Here is a 17,931-nt window from a genome sequence, read left to right as displayed (position 1 = left end):
GTGTCATTCATCATCCTTAAAGTGGTTTTGGCAAAAGGGGACGGAATTGCGCTTTGGCTAGATGAAGAACCTCTAAGGACAGCCCAACTAATTTGCTCGATTGTTAAGGACTCTCTTACTGTTATTAGGAAAGTAGCTTTCCAGATGAAAATTCTTGCCTTCTTCCTGCCCTTGGCTGCAATGTCTTTCGCTGCGTTGGGAATGGCTGCCTATACCGAACTGCAAATGGAACCTCAGCCTTTGCCACTAGAGGTAACTCCTTCTACAAAGCCTAATGAGGCGATCGCCCAATCCCAACTTTCCGAAACAACGACCACTCCATCCGATACCTTAAGTTGGTCTGCCGTTTTGGGAGAAACCTCCGCTCCAGAAGGCTGGCAGGTCACTCCTTGTGAAAATCCAACCTTGCTATGCGTTTATGAGAATGGCGAAATCCTTGGTACCGTCATCCTGTTTAGCCAACCTGGTGCTGGCTCAGAGTTTGAACCAATGCTGGTTGAATCTCAAGGGGAACCCATAGCTGCACTTAGAGCATGGACTGAGTCCCAATACAATTCAACTGAGCGCGATCGCACACTCAATGACAGCACCATCAGCTTTGTGGCTGAAACACCGGAAGAGGTAACGGTTGGTAGCCTGCCCGGACTACACTACGGCTACACCATCACCCATGCCAACGGAGTTTTGATCGATCAGGTTTTAGGATATGTTGCGACAGATGGCACGACGCTTTATGCGATCGTCACAGGCGTGGTCAGCCGTTCCCCTGCTGGATCATTCTCCAGTGATGAAGCGGCTCAACAGTTTGCTCCCCATCTTGCTGAAATTGTGGCAGGTCTGAAGCTGTGATCGCTCATTGCTCATATTCGGTGATGATACTCCAGATATCCTCTGCAACATCGACTTGTTCAGATTTTGTGTAGAGGGTCAGCAAAATAATTCCCGTTGCAGTTTTGACGTAGTAAGTTAAACGATAACCACCGCTTTTACCCTTTTGAGTGTTGCTATTTCGGACTCTTAACTTGAAGACTGCATAGTTAATTCCAGGTATTTGATCTCCTGGTAACTCTCCTTGCTCAAGTCGTTCAATGATAGGTTGTATATCATTCCGAATATTGCGATATTTCTTAGCAAGGGCGCGTAAATTTCGGTTGAATGTTGGTGAAGCTTCAACTTAAATCAAAGGTCGATCAGTCACCTTCAAGTTCTTCCCAAAGTTGAGCAACTGGAATAGTTTGCCCAGACATAGCTTCGTGCCAAGATTGGCGGAAATTGGCTAAAACTTTTGCTTGAGATTGATTATCTAGAGAATTCTCTTCTGGAATTAAAACAATCACTTCTACACGGCTGTTCTTATCCACATTGAGGGGATGGTCTAAGTTCAGTTGCCCCTGTTCATTGATCGTTGCCATGACTTTAAGTGCTTTCATTGCTACTCCAAGAAGGTTTAAGTAGAAACTAAAGTGAACATGGACTACAAATCTCGATTTCTGACTTCATTGTGCGCAATCTGAAGTTGTTTTACGATCGCACCGTCTGCTAAATCACGGCAGAATTTGCTAGTAAAGCTGAGCTACGAGGGAAGCGATCGCCTTCTCACCTCATCCAAAATCTGTTTTACATAGAGCTATCTGTTTAAGGGATAGAACAAAGTAAATTTGCTCCTGGTTGAAGTAAGTACAAGATAGAACCTATTCCCAGGATGGAGCAAAAGTGGCTCTGGAGGTGGAACAAAGAAGCTCAGCGTTAGATTGCTCTACCGTAGAGTTGAACCAAGCCAGTCAGAAATAAAAGAATCTATTTCGGCAGTAGAATAAAACGAATCAGAATAAAGATTACTCTGTGGCTAGTATGGCTTGAACTGAATGAAGCGCAACTCTGCTGTGGATTAAGCTGAGTCCGTTCGACAAACTAAATTCGACCCAGGATTGCTGGGTCGAACCGTAGTCATATTAATTTGAGCAAGATGACGGGCATCACGCTAGCAAACTCAAGGAAGTACTGGAGTTTGCGTTTGGTTACAAACGCTCGTCTTACTTAAGCGCTTTCTAATCTTCGTGATCTTCAAATGGATCGCCAAGTTCTTTGGAAGGGGGCCCAAACGAGGTATAAATAGAAAAGCCTGTAACGGCTAGCAAGAAAACACCAATAGAAATGCTAAAAACTGTTGCGGGTTCCATAAGCGATCAATTATGAGTAGTATTCTCTTATAATATTACGGATCGTTAAATATTGAGATTTATCGCAGGTCACTCATGGCACAACAGACTCGGTTGGGAAATCTCCTCAAGCCTCTAAACTCTGAATACGGTAAGGTTGCTCCCGGTTGGGGAACGACACCACTGATGGCTGTCTTTATGGGTTTATTTTTCGTGTTTTTGCTGATCATTCTGCAAATTTACAATTCTTCCTTGCTGCTCGAAGGTCTGGACGTAGACTGGAGCACGCTAGGCAAATAGCTTTCAGCAAATTGCTTACAAGTTTTCCTTTGGTTGTGGATATTGGATGAATACCTGCCCCGGCTCGTCCGGGGTTTTTTGTTCGCCCTATACTAAAAAGTTGAGTCTGTCGTTAGAGGGGCGATCGCCCACCCGCAGTTTTAGGAGGAAGCAGCATGAATGTTTTTGGAATTGGTCTACCAGAAATGGCGCTGATTATGGTCGTTGCCCTGCTGGTTTTTGGTCCCAAGAAGCTACCAGAGATCGGTCGTAGTTTGGGCAAAGCGATTCGAGGCTTCCAGGAAGCTTCTAAAGAATTTGAAAACGAATTTAAGAAAGAAGCGGAGCGGCTGGAAAAGACAGTAAGTCAACCAATGGAGGCTAAGCTAGAAACTCCGTCTTCGCGCAAGGCGCTAGCACCCACCCCAACTGAAGCTAAAACTGAGTCCGAAGTCGCTGAAGCAGTTGAAGTCGCTGAAGCGGTTGAAGCTGAAGCAAGTGCCGATGAGAAAGTTACTCAAAGTTAGGAATTAGGGACTGGGTAAGAGGTAGTGGGCGATCGCCAGCAGTGACAGACACTTCAAATGACAGACACTTCTGCGGCTCCTGAGTTAGTGATTCCACAGTTAATTGTGGGGTTGGGCAATCCGGGAGCAAAGTACGACAAAACTCGGCACAACATTGGCTTTGAGGCGATCGACTTGCTGGCGCGATCGTGGGGTATTAGCATGTCCGAAAATCGTAAGTTCCAGGCAGTTTTTGGCGAAGGACGAGGTCCGCACGGCGAAAAAATTCGATTGCTGAAGCCGCTAACCTACATGAATCTTTCAGGGCAGTCAATTCGGGCAGCAACCGATTGGTTTAAGCTGCCGCCAGAATCGGTGCTGGTCATCTACGATGATATGGATCTAGCAGTGGGCAAAATTCGGCTGCGGCTCTCTGGCTCAGCAGGTGGGCAAAAGGGTATGAAGTCAGCGATCGCTCACTTGGGTACGCAAAACTTTCCTCGCCTCCGCATTGGCATCGATAGCCCCAAAAACTTTGCTTCCTCTGACAAAGACACCGTTTCTCATGTGTTAGGGCAATTTTCTAAAGCAGAAGCGCAAATTATGTCAGAGGTACTACAGATGGTCTTATCATCTGTCGAGCTAAGCCTAAAGCAGGGAATTTCCAAAGCGATGAGCCTCTATAACAGTCGCTCTGTTGCTGCTGACAATAGCCTTGCATAACTTGCTAAAGGCCAAAGACTTTACTCATTTCTGCCTTAAGGCTGTTAGCTTAATCCTAAGACCTTCGCTAGATTCACTCTAAGCTTGCGTTGATACTCAGGCTGGAAATGCTGCGATTCAAAGATTCTAGGAAAGTCTAGAGCTAAATTTCTCCGGTTTTTGATTAGCCGAAAAAGCACTTTATGTTCAACGACTTTGGTTTAGAATCCCAACATGCTAGCTCACCAGAACCCACTCCAATCTTGTTTCAAAAAGTAGTTGATAAGTGTCATGTACTGTTGCCTGACACGCCACGACCAACCAGCGCCATTATTTTTGAAGACCAGTTTTATGTGTTTGTCAAATTCTTCCCAACCGTAGAAGCGGCTCGGCGAGGAGCCCAACGCATGACTGACCGAGGCAATACGGTTGTGCTTACTAGAATTCCAAAAGGACTGGTGCTATGGGTACTCGAACCTGAAGCACAACCGGTAGGAACATCCTCCATTCAATAGGAAATAGCTCAAGTAGGAAATAGAAGTAACTGTGAGTTCCAAGCGTCTACCTGAAACGACTGCCTATGTCCGCATCACTCACCAGTCTTGGCAACAGGGCAGAATTGAAGGTGAGGTGACAGCAAGTGATTATCAGTGGCAGTTTCAGTGGCGCTTTAACCGAGGAGAGCTATCCGTTGAGCCTTCTCTGGGCAGAGCGCTGATTCAAGAACCACTAGGTCGCTTCCTAGAAAAATGTGACTACCAGCTTGAGCCAGGTGGGGATTATTCGTTTACGATTCGGGCAGAGATTTAACCGCCTAAGCCGTCAACCTGCCCAAATAGCGCTCGATTAAGAGAATCGCTACAATGTCGTCGATTGGGCGGGGGAGGGTACGAATACCCTGTGGTAGAAGGCGAGATAAACCTTTGGGTGGATACATTTGCCAGTAGCGATCGCGAGCTTCCAGGGTGCTAAACCGCTCATCTACCATGACGATTCGCAGGGGTTCTGACAAACTGCTACCGAGCTTTTGCTTCCACTCTTTAGAACTGGTTTGATCGCCCATCACTAGAATCGAAATCGGAAACTGTTGGCGTAACGATTGAATGGTGGCGAGCGCCTCCTCTGCGGGGATCACCTCACAATAGAAGAGGCTGCGGTCTAGCCCCATGACTGCTACACCACACTTTTGGCGACCGGGATCAAAACCCAAAATAGCTGGCTGACTGGAGTCAAAGAACGGGGATACCATGCGGTTTGAAGAATAAAACCTGCGAGAATTCATTCAGTTGAACTGTTCCTAATTATTCCGATCTGAATTGTTCCGGTCTAAATTGCTTGGGTTAGGGGCAGGCTGTTCCAGTCTGGGCGGCTGCGAATCAGGTTGTTGTGGAACGAATAAGGGCGATGATTGCTCTGTCCCAAATAAAACCTGACCGTCTCGAACTGCAACTAGCTCTAACCTAACTGGACCCGCAGTATAGGTGATGTCTGAGGCGATCGCCTGGATCTCAACAGGTTGATTGTATTGCTTTACCTGCCGCAGAAAGTTGATCAAAGTTTGAGTTCGACCATCTGCAATTTGAGGGATATCGAGCAATATGCCTGCCTGCCTGGCCCGAAACTGGGAGGCCGCTGCCAATAGCCTAATTCGGTCAAGCAGTTCTTCGTCCGTGGCAGCGGATGGATTGACAGAAACGGACGCTACAATTTCTCCATCTAAAAATACAACCTGATTGGGGGTGGCAGCCGCAAACACCTGAATACAGGATTCCCCAGCTACGACACACGGTTCTCCCACGACATAGTTGCCTGCCGAAAGAATCCGCACAACGTATTCCTGTCCATCCCGAATTTGACTGACTAAACGCTCAACCTCAGCATTTGTAATATCGATGACTTGCTGATCTAAGTTATCTGCATCAGGTAAGATTTCTTGGACTGCGACTCGATTAGCCTCTAGCAATAGTTGATAAATTACCTGAGGCGCGACAGCCGGATCAACAATGCGAAAGGCACGAGATACAAGAGCTTGATTCCGCAGGAGAGCAACGTTGCCCTGGCGTAAGCCTTGAAACTCTCGCTCAAGAGATTGCACCTCTCGAACGAGGAATGTTCTTTGGGCTTCGAGTTGACGCAGCAGTTCTTCCCGTTCGGCAATCGCCTGATCCCGCAGCGCTAATTCTTCTTCTCGCTGTCGAATTAACTGCTGCCGCCCAACCTGAAGCTCCCGAATTTCTGACCGGAGGCTATTTGCCTGCTGTGTGACCCGACCCAGTTGAACACGGGCCTGCTCAAAACTAGAACGGATCTGACCCAGTTGGCGCTGAGTTTGGTTAAGTTGGTTTTGAGCCTGGTTAAGTTGAGCAGCGGTTCCGGCTTGACGAGCGACCGCCGCTTCCAAATCCCGATTAATCTGTCGCAGTCGCCTCCGGGCAGCCATTTGTTGCTCAATTGCCTGATCTCGTTGAGTCTCAATTTGCTGCTTTTCCTCGCTCACCTCTTCCAGGTCTTGGCGGGCAGTAGTTAAGTTCTCTTGAATTTCTTCATAGTCGAAAATACCGCGACGAAGCTGCTCACTCAAGGCAAACAGGAGCGCAAAAGTAGAAGCAGAAATAACGCTACCTGTGAGAACGGTAACAATCGTTGCAGTCTGTCGGGGGCGCAGGTTAAACAGGGTCAGCCGAGCTTTACCCACCCGCATCCCAAGGCGATCGCCCACCGTGGCGATCACCCCCCCCAGTACTAAAATTGCTGCAATCAGGACTAACTGAGCGGTCATCGCTGGTTAGAAACAGTCCAGATACAGCCTACTGCATTCTGAACGAGGTGAACGAGTCGATGCGTTGACTTAAGTAAATTGCTGGCTAAGGGCAACAGGATTATGAACGGTAATTTTCTTTTTGTGGATAGATATCATCTTATCTTGCCGCAGGTCACCTAGCAGACGAGTTACTGTCACGCGGGTAGAACCAATTGCCTCGGCGATCGCCTGATGCGACAACTTCAGGTCAATCGTGATCCCATCCGGGCTGGGCATGCCAAAGTCGCGGCAAAGAATCAGCAGGAAACTCACCAGCCGAGAACCCATATCTCGGTGTGCCAGCGTTTCGATCATCATCTCGGTTTGCAGAATCCGAGATGAAAGTCCCTGGAGCATCAGCATCGACAGCTCAGGGTTATCTTTCAGCGCCTTCTCAACCTGCTCAATTGGAACCGAAAGCAAATCAACAGGTGTAAAAGCAACGGCGTGGTAAAACCGATCAGAGCGATGTCCCGTGATTAGAGACAATACGCCAAACACGCTGTTTTCTCGCAGCAGAGCAACCGTAATTTCCTCTCCAGCCTCGTAGACTCTGGACAGCTTCACGGCTCCTTTGAGCAAAAAATAGACGCGCTCAGCGGGATCACCCGGAAAGAAAATAGTCTTACTTCGATCAAACGACTCCACCACAGGCGGAAAAGCCCCGCCACTCAGCTGCCGAAATACATTCGCTAGCGGTGGTCTATCTTGCGTCACTACCATACCCTCGCCCTACCCACTGTCGTATAGACTGAATCAGGTCATGCATAGATCCCCTGCTTCCTGTGAGAGATCTCTGACTTTAGAACACTAAAACTTAACTGCGAGACTGTTTTTTGTACACGACGATACAAAATCTGCCAACCTGTATCGAAAGTCCCTCAGTAAATCCACATAACTTTGCGTCGGTAGCGCTGAACTTGTTCAAAATTAAGCCAGGTTTGAGCTTTGATGAAGGGACTCGAAAGGCTTGTGTTATCTGCGATACAAGGCGATCGCCCTAAAGTGAAACGACCACACCAAAACGAATCCTCTATCCTTAGATCCTAGTTTTCCAGTATTCTCCTAGTTGCGCCTAAATAAAGATTTTTCACAGATTCTCATGCTGAACTTGACTGGCAAAAACGCTCTCGTCACAGGCATCGCCAACAACCGCTCGATCGCCTGGGGAATCGCCCAACAGCTTCATCAAGCTGGAGCCAACCTGGGCGTGACCTTTCTGCCCGACGAAAAGGGACGGTATGAAAAGAAAGTGGCAGAACTGGTAGAGCCGCTCCAACCCAGCTTGTTCTTGCCTTGCGACGTGCAGAACGATGAGCAGATCGAGTCGACCTTTAAAACCGTTGGGGAGAAATGGGGCAAGCTCGACATTTTGATTCACTGCCTCGCCTTTGCCAACAAAGATGACCTGACCGGCGGCTTCAGCAAAACTAGCCGCGATGGATTCAACCTGGCGATGGACGTTAGCGCCTACTCACTGGTGCAGCTTAGCCGCGCCGCTAGCCCCCTTATGACCGAAGGCGGCAGCATCATCACGTTGACCTATCTGGGCGGTGTTCGCGTCATTCCCAACTACAACGTTATGGGAATCGCCAAAGCAGCTCTGGAAATGAATGTCCGCTATCTCGCCGCAGAACTCGGACCCCAAAACATTCGCGTAAATGCCATCTCTGCTGGCCCAATCCGCACCCTGGCTTCTTCAGCCGTTGGTGGAATTCTAGACATGATTCACCACGTTGAAGAAATTGCCCCCCTACGCCGCACCGTCACCCAAACCGAAGTCGGCAATACGGCTGCTTTCCTCGCAAGCGACCTCTCCAGCGGCATTACGGGTCAGGTTCTCTACGTTGATTCTGGCTACGCCATCATGGGAATGTAGGCTAACAAAGTTTGTTAGACCTTGAATTTCTTGTATTGGGTGGAGCTTCAGACTGAAAAGAATCTGAAGATTAAAAGAACTTGCGTAATCTCCACTAAACGTTCAAAGTTAGTTGCGCTTAGTCTTGGAGTGTTGTTGGCAGGTGCCAGCAAAAACACGATGAGGCATAGAGCATTATGGGGCAGTTATTCGATCGTGTTAGCCGAGTAGTTCGAGCTAATCGGAACTCCAATGAAGGGGATTGCAAGAAAATTTACCTGAACGAGGGAACTACCCTAACTGCTGGAGGAGCAGTTACAGGTGCTTCTATTGGCAAGGTTGGAATATTAGCAGGTGGGACAGGCTACAGTCTTGGTGCCGTTCCACTTGCTGCCGTTGGTGCGTTAACGGGTGCAGCCCTTTATGAAGCATTGCGATCGCTTCTTGAAAATGATGCTTCCTCTGCCAATGCTGCGGCAATTGGAGCAGCAGCAGGTGCAGCAACATCAGCAGCGATTGGAGGCGTAGGTGTAGCCATTAGTGGAAGTGCGATCGGTGTTGGCATGGCCTCAATGGCAGCAGGTGGAGCCGTAGTTGGACTGGGTTTAGTGGGCTTAAATCGTCTGCTTCAGCAAGGCATCGATCCCGAGAAGCTTTTGGATAGTGCGATCGAGCAGATGGAAGCAGATTCGAAGAAAGCACGCCAAGCAATCGCCCATGTAATGGCTAGCCAAAGGCAACTTCAACAGCAGTACGAAAAGGCGCAACTTGAAGTCAATAAATGGCAACAACGGGCACAACTTGCCCTGAAAAAAGGAGACGAGTATCTGGCAGGGGAGGCTCTGAGCCGCAAGAAGATGCACTCCGGGATTCTCAGCAGTCTTGAAGCTCAACTCGATCAAGAACCCGCCTCCGTTAAAAACCTGAAGCGAAATCTGACCCTTTTAGAAGCCAAAATCTCTGAGGCAAAAGCGATGCGAACCAACTTGAAGGCGCAGATCGCGGCCGCTATGGCAAATGGGCGACTACATACCAGTGGTGCAATGGGGGCATTTGAGCGAATGGAGGAGAAAGTGCTGCAACTGGAGGCACGTTCGCAGGCAGCAGCAGAACTTGCCGGAACTGATCTGGAGAGTCAATTTGCAGCGCTAGAGTTAGGCATTGATGTAGATGATGAACTGGCAGCAATGAAAGCATAGCTAATGGGGTCTGCTCGGACATCCCAATTGCAGTCTCCCAGTTCTGAAGCCTCAAATGCTCCTTCCAACTGTGCAGTGATTGACGATGAACTGGAAAAGCTGAAAAGCCAGCTTGATCAGCTTTAAGCTCAAGATACAGGGGATGGCTTTACAATGAATGAGTTTGAATAATTAGCAAACTTGGCTCAGGTTCATGCAAACCCGTAACTCCGCTGCCGCAGAAAAGCGCACGCCTTCTTTCGATTTAGAATTGCCTGCTCGGACAGCCTCCGTTAGCCGAAAAACGGGTGAGACGGACGTACACGTAAGCCTGAACCTGGATGGACAGGGAACTTGTTCGGCAGCAACGGGAATCCCATTTCTGGATCACATGTTGCACCAGATTTCCTCACACGGTTTGATTGATCTGGATGTGCAGGCAACAGGCGACCTGGAAATTGACGACCACCACACCAACGAAGACGTGGGAATCACGCTGGGGCAAGCTTTAGCAAAGGCGTTGGGCGATCGCAAAGGCATTGTCCGCTTCGGGCATTTCCTCGCTCCCCTTGATGAAGCGCTAGTTCAGGTTACGCTAGATTTCTCTGGACGGCCCCACCTCAGCTACGGGTTAGAAATCCCTACAGAGCGAGTTGGCACTTACGATACGCAACTGGTGCGCGAATTTTTTGTAGCGATCGTCAACCATTCTCAAATGACGCTACACATTCGCCAATTGGATGGGATTAATTCTCATCACATCATTGAGGCAACCTTTAAGGCGTTTGCACGGGCGGTGCGAATGGCAGTCGAGGTTGATCCCCGCCGAGCGCATACCATTCCCAGTTCTAAAGGCGTGCTGTAGATGCCGGAAGGGCCAGAAATCAAGCGGGCGGCTGACCAGATTGCAAAAGCAATTGGCGATCGCCCCATTACCGAGATCTTCTTTGCCTTTGAGCGGCTCAAGCCTTACGAACCAAAGCTAGTGGAACGAAAGGTTATATCGGTGACTGCCAAAGGCAAAGCTATGCTAATTGGCTTTGACAACCAACTGAGCATCTATAGCCACAATCAACTTTATGGCAAATGGGTAATCAGAGCTGCCCATTCCTATCCCGCGACAAACCGCCAACTTCGGCTTGCCATCCACAACGAGAAGAAGTCAGCCCTGCTTTACAGTGCTTCTGATATCGAAGTTTTGACCGAGCCTGAGATCCTGATTCATCCGTTTCTGAGCAAATTGGGACTCGATGTCCTGGATGAAGCGACTACGGTTGAGCAGGCGATCGCCCGCCTCCACGACAAACGCTTCTACCGTCGCAGCTTTATTTCTCTATTGCTCGATCAGGGCTTTTTCTGTGGCTTGGGCAACTACCTTCGCAGTGAGGTACTGTTTGTCGCTAAAATCCATCCTACTCGCCGTCCTACCGACTGTTCTTCTGAACAGATTGATGCTCTGGCAGAAGCTGTCCTCTCCGTCAGCCGTCAGTCTTATCAAACAGGCGGGATTACGAATGGACTTAAGCTTGTCGCCCAACTCAAAGCTCAGGGGCAAAAGCGCAACGAATACCGCCATTACGTGTTTAACCGAGCCGACGAGCCCTGCTACATCTGTGGAACAGCGATCGTTAAAGAATTTTCAGGTGGGCGGCGATATTATTACTGTCCCACCTGCCAGCCCTGCGACTAATATTCCTACACCGTAGCAGGTGTCCCTGCAGATTGGGTTTGCTGTGCCATTTCGATCAGACGGCGAATCCGTTCCTCGGTGGGAGGATGAGTCCGAAATAGCGTCTGCAGTCCCTCTGCTGACAGAGGATTGACGATCAGCAAAGGCGACATGGCTGGGTTGCCGTGCATCGGGATTTGGTGTCCGACTTGCTCCAACTTTTCTAACGCACTGGCCAAAGCCGTAGGATTTTGGGTAATTTGAGCTGAACCTAAATCTGCGGCAAATTCACGGGTGCGCGAAATAGCCATCTGAATCAGAGCAGCAGAGAGAGGAGCCAGCACAATCAGGAATAGCAGCCCAATTGGGTTTGCGCCTCGACGGGTATCTCGCGTCACGGGTCCATACAATGCACCGAGGGTGAGGATGCGTCCGACAAACGTGACAGCGCCTCCCAAAGTTCCTGCAACGGCTTGGGTGAGGGTATCGCGGTTGCGAATATGAGTTAGCTCGTGCGCCAAAACGCCCTCTAGCTCCTCAGGAGATAGTAAGTTGAGAATTCCTTGTGTGACAGCAACAGCAGCATGATTGGGATCGCGGCCTGTAGCAAAGGCGTTAGGCGACTCCGTTGGCACCAGAAACACCTTTGGCATGGGAATCTCTGCGCGATCGCTCAGCTTAGCAATCATGTCGTACAAATCAGGTGCTTGCTCACGGGTCATTGGTTGAGCTTGATAAGAAGCTAGGGCTGCCTGGTCAGAAAAATACCAGGAACTTAAGCTGGTGAAAGCGGCGATCGCTAACCCCAAGAACAGTCCTTGCTCGTCACCAACTAAATAATAAGCAACTAAAACAATTAGTCCGCTCAGCAGTCCCAACAGAGCCGCTGTCTTAATTTGATTTCCAAACATACTTCACCTGATTCACGTTGAAAAATTCGTATAGATAAGCTTTAGGATCCCAAACTGGAGTTATCTTTGGGTCTACCAGGTGGGTGAAAGACTCTATATCTGAGGTCAGGACTTATAACAGTAATTGGAATTTGTTGTCATCTGGATCTTGAGCTGGGAAGACTCTGAAATAGTCATAGAATGAGGCTGTTGTATGGAACCTGTTCTTGTTAAAGGGCAACTGAGAACCTGGAAAGATGCTAAAGGTTTTGGTTTCATTCAACCGGCTGATGGAAGTCAAGAAATTTTCTTGCACATTTCCCAAATAAAAGACTCCACTCGCCGCCCGAAAGTAGGTGACACGATTTACTACTATGCTGTAGCTGAAGATGGTAAATTTCGCGCTCACAAAGCTTTTATCTTAGGAGCAAGACGTAAGCCAACTTTGACCGCTCCAAGGAATAAGGCTCTATCCAGTAATGTATCTCTCTCCCCATTTCCAGTATTAGAGACATTGCTGCTGTCGATTTTGCCCCTCGTTGGGTCATTGCACTTTACTTGGGCAACCGCTAATCCGCTTCCACTCATTCTTTACCCTGTGATGAGTCTACTAACTTTCGCTTTATACGCTGACGATAAATCTCGGGCAAAGCGAAGAAGCTGGAGAACACCAGAGAAGACGTTACATTTATGTGAACTAGCAGGTGGATGGTTGGGAGGATTTGTAGCCCAGCGAAGACTCCACCACAAAAGTAGCAAGGAGTCTTATCAGTTTGAGTTTTGGGTGATTGTTGCACTTCACTACATCGCCTGGTTGGGCTGGTTATTTTTTGGCAAGTTCATAACAGCTTGATCTCTAGCAAAGTGAATTATCTATGGCTTTAGCGATCGCTGGAGAACGCAGTGGAGTCGGTAAAACAACGATTACGCTGTCTTTGCTGGCAGTTCTACGGCAACGACAGTTAAGCGTGCAGTCTTTTAAGGTTGGACCGGATTACATTGATCCCATGTTTCACCGCTACGTGACTGGGCGAGCGTGTCGGAACTTAGATCCCGTTTTAACCTCCGAGGCTTATGTGCAGCAGTGTTTTGCCCAACATACCCAAACTGTGGATTATGCGCTGGTAGAAGGCGTGATGGGACTGTTTGACGGTGCAACGGGAGTGGATGACACTGCCAGTACTGCTCACATTGCCCGTTTACTCAACTTACCCGTGCTGTTGGTAATCGATTGCAGCCGCTTGTCGCGCTCTGCCGCAGCGATCGCCCTGGGATATTGCTCCTTTGATCCCCGGCTTCAATTTGCTGGCGTTGTGTTGAATCGAGTCGGTAGCGATCGCCACCTAGAACTGCTTAAAGCCGCCCTAGAACAACTCAACCTTCCTATTCTTGGTGTTTTTCGTCGCCACGATGACATCACCATCCCCGATCGCCACCTGGGACTAGTTCCCACTGCCGAACTGCCAGCCCTGGATAGTCTAATCAAACGTTTAGCAAACTTGGGAGAAACCTGCTTCGACTGGTCGCGCCTCCTTCCCCTCCTCAAAGCTCAAAGCAATTCCCCACTTCCCGAAAGCATCACAGTTTCCAGCCAAAGCCCTATTACCCTCACCCTAAATTCTTCTCCTCAGAGAAAAGGGCTTTCAACCTCCAATCCTCAGCCTCTAACCCGTATCGCGATCGCCTACGATCGCGCTTTCAGCTTCTACTACGCCGACAATTTTGACCTGCTAAAGCAACTAGGTGCAGAGCTAGTATTCTGGAGCCCACTGGCTGATCCCGGTTTGCCAGCAGGGGTGCAAGGGCTTTACCTGGGGGGCGGTTTCCCAGAAGTATTTGCCGCAGAGTTAGCAAACAATCAAGCTGCTCAGCAAAGTGTCAGGCAAGCCATTCAAGCTGGAATGCCAACCTACGCCGAGTGTGGCGGCTTGATGTATTTGTGTGAGCAAATTGTTGATTTTGCGGGACAGTCCTGGAAGATGGTGGGCATCTTGTCAGCGACAGCCAACATGACAGGACGGTTAACCCTGGGTTATCGGCGGGGGATCGCACTGCACGACAGCCCCCTACTGCCAGCAGGATCAGAAACTTGGGGACACGAATTTCATCGTTCAGCCTTAAGTGCCAAATCAGCATTGCCTTTATATCAGCTTCGAGGGTATGATTCCGACAGCTTGATGTATCTAGAAGGGTGGCAATCGCACCAGCTTCATGCTTCTTACATTCACCTGCATTGGGGAGCACACCCCGAAATTCCGGCTCGCTTCTTGACCCGTTGTCTTGAATTTGGTGAACTGCAGAATTAGTTATTTCGGCTTTACACAATCTGAAATGCAGCTTCAGGGTTTGTAGCTTCGAACATATTTCACAAGAAGATATCGATTTAGTAAAACTGGGCGGTTTTAGCAGCGATCGCCTACCTACAGAAAGTATATTTTGGTAAAGCTGTCAAGTTTGAAAATACGGAAAGATCGCCCGTTTATTCACCCTAGTGGAGGAAACAATAGGGTGAGGTGCGGATGCGCTTTCAAGGGCTAAATTTGACAATAGCCCCAATAGGTTGAGGAGGGGAAGGCCATGAGTACAAAACTAATTCAAGCCGCAGCAATCACTTTCTTGTTACATCTGCTGATGGGGGTTAGCGCACCTCGTGTGACTCAGACAACACCAGGAGCTTCAACGTTAGAGCTGACTCCTCATACTGCCGAGTTTCCTAGAGAAGGTGAACAGTTAAGAATACAAAATTAAGAGTTAAAAATGATGAGTTTAAACTCTTAGTTTTTAACTTTAGTAATTTTCAGCTTTTTGATTGCAATCTTTCAAGCTTTGCAGAGACGCAATTCATTTTGTCTCTACAAGAAATTTGCCTAGGATTACTCCCGAAAATGTACGGGTGAACCGTCGTAGTCCCTACTCTTTTTCCTGATTAATTGCTCTAGTTGGGCTGGGCGGGCTCAGGATTGCTTTGGGCAGGCGGTTGGCTGGCGGCTTCAATCTGCTGGGTAAAGTAACTTTCTCGGTAGCTAAGCTGTCGTGCTAGTTCTAAACCGCGTCGGAAGGCAGCGATCGCCTGATTGGTATTGCCCCGTTCGAGTTGAAGCTGACCAATCTCATCGTAAGCCTGCATGATGCCGTAACTGTTGTAGGACTGCTGCTCTACGTCAATTAGCAGTTGGTAAACCACTAACGCATCATCGGGGCGATCGAGTGAGCGGTAGAGGTCGGCTAATTTTTGCAATGCTTCGCTGGCATAGGCATACTGCTGTCCTGAACGCGCCACCGCAAACGCTTCCTGATAGTTAGTTGCGGCTCGGTCAGGGCGGTTGAGTGCCTGGAAGCTGTCGGCGATCGCAATTTTCAAAGGCGGAATCAGCGCATATTCCTGACGGCCTTGGTAAACGCTGACTAGCTCCTGCTGAGCAGCGATCGCTTCCTCGGGCTGGTTGTTTTCCTGGTAGATGTAAGCCAACTGCTGCAAATATTCCACTTCGCGGGGGCGATCGCCTCTGGCGCGAGCAAGGGTCAGTAGCTCCTGGTAAGCTATTGCTGCCGCAGTATAGTCAAACCAGGCAAGGTGCAGTTCTCCCAGTGCTGTTAGGGTATCTTGTTCGGTGGCTGCATCGCCCTGCTGCCGAGCCCGGATCAAAATCTGGTCATATAGCGTTACAGCTGGGTCAATTGCCCGCATTGTCTGGTAAGCCTGGGCAATTCTGAGCAACAAATCAAAATCGGGTGGCGTTTCAGCCTGCACTTCTTGTTCGATCTGTTGCAAGCGTTCGGTAATTAGCCGAGTTTCCGTCGTCTGGTTTTCTCGCCAAGCAATTTCTCCAACCCGACTGAGAGAGTCTACTTCTTCCTCGACTCCCAAGACCCGCCGCAGTCGCAGTTCTCGATTCAAGATTTCAAAGGCTCCTGCTGGGTTTCCGGCAGCAAGCTCTTGCTCAGCCTGCACGCGCAATTCGTCCAGGGCAGTTGCCAAAACTCGCCGCTCTTGAGGGCTGAGAGGGCGATCGATAATCAGTTGGGGAAACAGGGGATCAGATTCGTCAATCTCTAGGGGATTGGGCGGAAACTGTTCTTCCTCTTGTTCTTCTTGCTCTTGCTCTTGTTCTTCCTGTTCCTGGTTTTCTTCCTCTTGGGCGATCGCAGCTTGGGGAGCAAAAGAACGGAATTCCAGTGCTCCGAGAAGGGCGATCGCCAGCGGTAAGGCACTCAAATATTTGTAAGGAAGCCGTTTCAGAGAATCTATCTGAAATTTGCGTCGAGCAATACGCAACCCCATATCCCTCCTGAGAGAACGACTTAATTTAACTGCTGGCAGCGAAAAAAGCCTGTTAGAAACCCACCGCACCATAGCTTACCTACCGCACCATCCAGCCGCATCACACATTAGTTTAAACATTCATGTTTGGAATTTACACAAGTGCGCTACGCTACTATAGCGGTTTTCAACTGTATTCAGAGTGATGGGTTAAGCGGTGCTAACCTTAATGCAATTCGATACAGTTTTGTTAGCAACAATCTGTTGACATTCCGTTGACACTACTTAGATACCAACAGGGGATAGTGTGAAGGTTTTGGTGGTTGGCAATGGAGGGCGTGAACATGCCCTCGCCTGGAAGCTCTTGCAGTCTGCACGAGTTCAGGAAATCTTTTGTGTTCCCGGTAATGGTGGCACCGCTCGGATGGAACGCTGCCGTAATCTGGCAATGTCAGTTACTGCATTTGAAGGCATCGCGCGTTTTGCTCTGGTCAACAACATTGGTCTAATTGTGGTTGGGCCAGAGGTGCCGCTAGCCGCTGGGATCACGGACTACTTGAAAGAGCAAGGGCTAACGGTGTTTGGCCCGACGCAGGCAGGCGCACAGATTGAGTCAAGCAAAGCCTGGGCCAAAGAGCTTATGCGAGAAGCGGGCATTCCAACGGCTGAGTCGGCTGTGTTCACAGATGTGCGAAGTGCGATCGCCTATATCGCTTCTCGACCTGTGCCGATTGTCGTGAAAGCCGATGGACTGGCCGCAGGCAAAGGCGTGACCGTTGCCGAAACAACCCAAGAGGCAGTCGAAGCGATTGAGGCAGCCTTTGGCGGACAGTTTGGTGAGGCGGGTCAGCGCATCGTGATTGAGGAATTTCTCACGGGGCAAGAAGCGTCTGTCCTGGCCGTCACAGACGGTTTGACGATTCGGGCTTTACTACCCGCTCAAGATCACAAACGCATTGGTGAAGGTGATACGGGTGCAAATACAGGCGGCATGGGAGCCTATGCCCCTACCCCAATCGTCACACCTGCTTTGATGAACCGAATTCAGCGAGAAATTTTAGAACCGGCGATCGCCACCCTTAACCATCGTGGGATCGACTACCGAGGTGTGCTCTACGCTGGACTGATCATTACGCCAGCAGGCGACCCCAAAGTGATTGAATTTAACTGTCGCTTTGGTGATCCTGAAACACAAGCTGTTTTGCCGCTGCTCGAAACTCCTCTGGAAACCCTGATGCTAGCCTGCGCCCAACAGCGTCTTGCTCAGCTTCCACCCCTGACCTGGAAGCCTGGAGCTTCTGCCTGTGTCGTGATTGCGGCAGAAGGGTATCCCGATACTTACAAAAAAGGTAGCCCCGTTACAGGCATTGAAGCCGCAGAAGAGTCTGGGGCAGTGGTTTTCCATGCGGGCACTAAGCTCAAACAGCAGCAGCTTGTTGCGGATGGAGGACGCGTCTTAGGCGTAACCGCAGTAGGGGACAGCTTGGAAGAGGCGATCGCCAAAGCCTATCGAGCGGTTGACTGCATTGAATTCGACGCAATGTACACCCGCCGCGACATTGGGCACCGGGTCCTCACCGCCAATCCTTACCTTTAAGAACATGTAACAATCTAATAAAGAACGTAAAC

22 protein-coding genes are annotated in these 17,931 nt (G+C 49.4%); 15 read left to right on the top strand and 7 right to left on the bottom strand.

Going from position 1 to position 17,931, the window contains the following annotated elements; all coding sequences use genetic code 11:
* The first annotated feature begins 144 nt into the window (after positions 1–144).
* Positions 145–849 carry a hypothetical protein gene (locus tag H6F93_RS05720; RefSeq protein ID WP_190679657.1) on the top strand — a complete coding sequence of 235 codons (705 nt, stop codon included), beginning with the start codon at positions 145–147 and terminating at the stop codon, positions 847–849.
* 341 nt (positions 850–1,190) lie between these two features.
* Here H6F93_RS05720 and H6F93_RS05715 read toward each other — a convergent pair whose 3' ends face one another.
* Together H6F93_RS05715 and psbN are read right to left on the bottom strand one after the other, a co-directional pair.
* On the bottom strand, positions 1,191–1,430 hold the full coding sequence (locus H6F93_RS05715) for a type II toxin-antitoxin system RelN family antitoxin (RefSeq protein ID WP_190679656.1): 240 nt from the start codon (positions 1,428–1,430) through the stop codon (positions 1,191–1,193).
* Positions 1,431–2,048: 618 nt separating this feature from the next.
* On the bottom strand, positions 2,049–2,180 hold the full coding sequence (gene psbN, locus H6F93_RS05710; protein ID WP_190646682.1) for a photosystem II reaction center protein PsbN: 132 nt from the start codon (positions 2,178–2,180) through the stop codon (positions 2,049–2,051).
* A gap of 75 nt (positions 2,181–2,255) precedes the next feature.
* On the opposite strand from psbN, the gene psbH reads away from it, so the two are divergent.
* From psbH to H6F93_RS05685, 5 genes are all read left to right on the top strand, one after another.
* On the top strand, positions 2,256–2,459 hold the full coding sequence (gene psbH / locus H6F93_RS05705) for a photosystem II reaction center phosphoprotein PsbH (protein ID WP_190646683.1): 204 nt from the start codon (positions 2,256–2,258) through the stop codon (positions 2,457–2,459).
* A gap of 155 nt (positions 2,460–2,614) precedes the next feature.
* On the top strand, positions 2,615–2,965 hold the full coding sequence (locus tag H6F93_RS05700; RefSeq protein WP_190679655.1) for a TatA/E family twin arginine-targeting protein translocase: 351 nt from the start codon (positions 2,615–2,617) through the stop codon (positions 2,963–2,965).
* Between the two features lie 57 nt (positions 2,966–3,022).
* The gene (gene pth, locus H6F93_RS05695; RefSeq protein WP_190679654.1) at positions 3,023–3,667 is read left to right on the top strand and encodes an aminoacyl-tRNA hydrolase; all 645 of its coding nucleotides are present in this window, start codon (positions 3,023–3,025) and stop codon (positions 3,665–3,667) included.
* Between the two features lie 182 nt (positions 3,668–3,849).
* Positions 3,850–4,161: a hypothetical protein gene (locus tag H6F93_RS05690; RefSeq protein ID WP_190646686.1), complete on the top strand. Its 312-nt coding sequence runs from the start codon at positions 3,850–3,852 to the stop codon at positions 4,159–4,161.
* A 31-nt stretch (positions 4,162–4,192) separates the two neighbouring features.
* On the top strand, positions 4,193–4,456 hold the full coding sequence (locus tag H6F93_RS05685; protein WP_190646687.1) for a DUF3146 family protein: 264 nt from the start codon (positions 4,193–4,195) through the stop codon (positions 4,454–4,456).
* A 4-nt stretch (positions 4,457–4,460) separates the two neighbouring features.
* Here H6F93_RS05685 and H6F93_RS05680 read toward each other — a convergent pair whose 3' ends face one another.
* The 3 genes from H6F93_RS05680 to ntcA form a co-directional block, all read right to left on the bottom strand.
* Entirely contained in the window at positions 4,461–4,895 is a 435-nt protein-coding gene (locus H6F93_RS05680) for a pre-16S rRNA-processing nuclease YqgF (protein WP_190679653.1), read from the bottom strand.
* Positions 4,896–4,943: 48 nt separating this feature from the next.
* A complete protein-coding gene (locus tag H6F93_RS05675) occupies positions 4,944–6,425 on the bottom strand; it encodes a DUF3084 family protein (protein WP_190679652.1) in 1,482 nt (493 codons plus the stop codon).
* A gap of 69 nt (positions 6,426–6,494) precedes the next feature.
* On the bottom strand, positions 6,495–7,169 hold the full coding sequence (gene ntcA / locus H6F93_RS05670; protein WP_190646690.1) for a global nitrogen regulator NtcA: 675 nt from the start codon (positions 7,167–7,169) through the stop codon (positions 6,495–6,497).
* A 379-nt stretch (positions 7,170–7,548) separates the two neighbouring features.
* Here ntcA and fabI point away from each other — a divergent pair, with 379 nt between their 5' ends.
* From fabI to nei, 5 genes are all read left to right on the top strand, one after another.
* Positions 7,549–8,325 carry an enoyl-ACP reductase FabI gene (fabI, locus tag H6F93_RS05665; protein WP_190679651.1) on the top strand — a complete coding sequence of 259 codons (777 nt, stop codon included), beginning with the start codon at positions 7,549–7,551 and terminating at the stop codon, positions 8,323–8,325.
* Between the two features lie 176 nt (positions 8,326–8,501).
* The gene (locus tag H6F93_RS33860; RefSeq protein ID WP_242043319.1) at positions 8,502–9,503 is read left to right on the top strand and encodes a PspA/IM30 family protein; all 1,002 of its coding nucleotides are present in this window, start codon (positions 8,502–8,504) and stop codon (positions 9,501–9,503) included.
* A gap of 3 nt (positions 9,504–9,506) precedes the next feature.
* Positions 9,507–9,629 (top strand): hypothetical protein, encoded by a 123-nt coding sequence (locus tag H6F93_RS34545; protein WP_277882826.1) that lies wholly within the window; start codon positions 9,507–9,509, stop codon positions 9,627–9,629.
* A 67-nt stretch (positions 9,630–9,696) separates the two neighbouring features.
* Positions 9,697–10,347 carry an imidazoleglycerol-phosphate dehydratase HisB gene (gene hisB, locus H6F93_RS05655; RefSeq protein ID WP_190679650.1) on the top strand — a complete coding sequence of 217 codons (651 nt, stop codon included), beginning with the start codon at positions 9,697–9,699 and terminating at the stop codon, positions 10,345–10,347.
* Positions 10,348–11,172, top strand: a complete 825-nt coding sequence (gene nei, locus H6F93_RS05650; protein WP_190679649.1) for an endonuclease VIII — start codon at positions 10,348–10,350, stop codon at positions 11,170–11,172. It abuts the gene before it with no gap.
* A 5-nt stretch (positions 11,173–11,177) separates the two neighbouring features.
* On the opposite strand, the gene H6F93_RS05645 is transcribed toward nei, so the two are convergent.
* Positions 11,178–12,062: a M48 family metalloprotease gene (locus tag H6F93_RS05645; protein WP_190679648.1), complete on the bottom strand. Its 885-nt coding sequence runs from the start codon at positions 12,060–12,062 to the stop codon at positions 11,178–11,180.
* A gap of 193 nt (positions 12,063–12,255) precedes the next feature.
* On the opposite strand from H6F93_RS05645, the gene H6F93_RS05640 reads away from it, so the two are divergent.
* The 3 genes from H6F93_RS05640 (at position 12,256) to H6F93_RS05630 (ending at position 14,789) form a co-directional block, all read left to right on the top strand.
* Positions 12,256–12,894, top strand: coding sequence for a DUF1294 domain-containing protein (locus H6F93_RS05640; RefSeq protein WP_190679647.1), 639 nt, complete (start codon positions 12,256–12,258; stop codon positions 12,892–12,894).
* A 22-nt stretch (positions 12,895–12,916) separates the two neighbouring features.
* Complete coding sequence (locus H6F93_RS05635) at positions 12,917–14,347, top strand: cobyrinic acid a,c-diamide synthase CobB (protein WP_190679646.1); 1,431 nt, start codon at positions 12,917–12,919, stop codon at positions 14,345–14,347.
* A 271-nt stretch (positions 14,348–14,618) separates the two neighbouring features.
* A complete protein-coding gene (locus tag H6F93_RS05630; protein WP_190646697.1) occupies positions 14,619–14,789 on the top strand; it encodes a QAALIT motif small membrane protein in 171 nt (56 codons plus the stop codon).
* A 187-nt stretch (positions 14,790–14,976) separates the two neighbouring features.
* Here H6F93_RS05630 and H6F93_RS05625 read toward each other — a convergent pair whose 3' ends face one another.
* Positions 14,977–16,323 (bottom strand): tetratricopeptide repeat protein, encoded by a 1,347-nt coding sequence (locus H6F93_RS05625; protein ID WP_190679645.1) that lies wholly within the window; start codon positions 16,321–16,323, stop codon positions 14,977–14,979.
* 286 nt (positions 16,324–16,609) lie between these two features.
* On the opposite strand from H6F93_RS05625, the gene purD reads away from it, so the two are divergent.
* Positions 16,610–17,899 carry a phosphoribosylamine--glycine ligase gene (gene purD / locus H6F93_RS05620; RefSeq protein ID WP_190646699.1) on the top strand — a complete coding sequence of 430 codons (1,290 nt, stop codon included), beginning with the start codon at positions 16,610–16,612 and terminating at the stop codon, positions 17,897–17,899.
* Positions 17,900–17,931 lie beyond the last annotated feature (32 nt).

This window comes from Leptolyngbya sp. FACHB-671, from assembly GCF_014695745.1.
Taxonomy (GTDB): Bacteria; Cyanobacteriota; Cyanobacteriia; order Elainellales; family Elainellaceae; genus JAAUTN01.
Note: the sequence above shows the minus strand (reverse complement) of the source record. Positions and strands in the feature narration are given on the sequence as shown.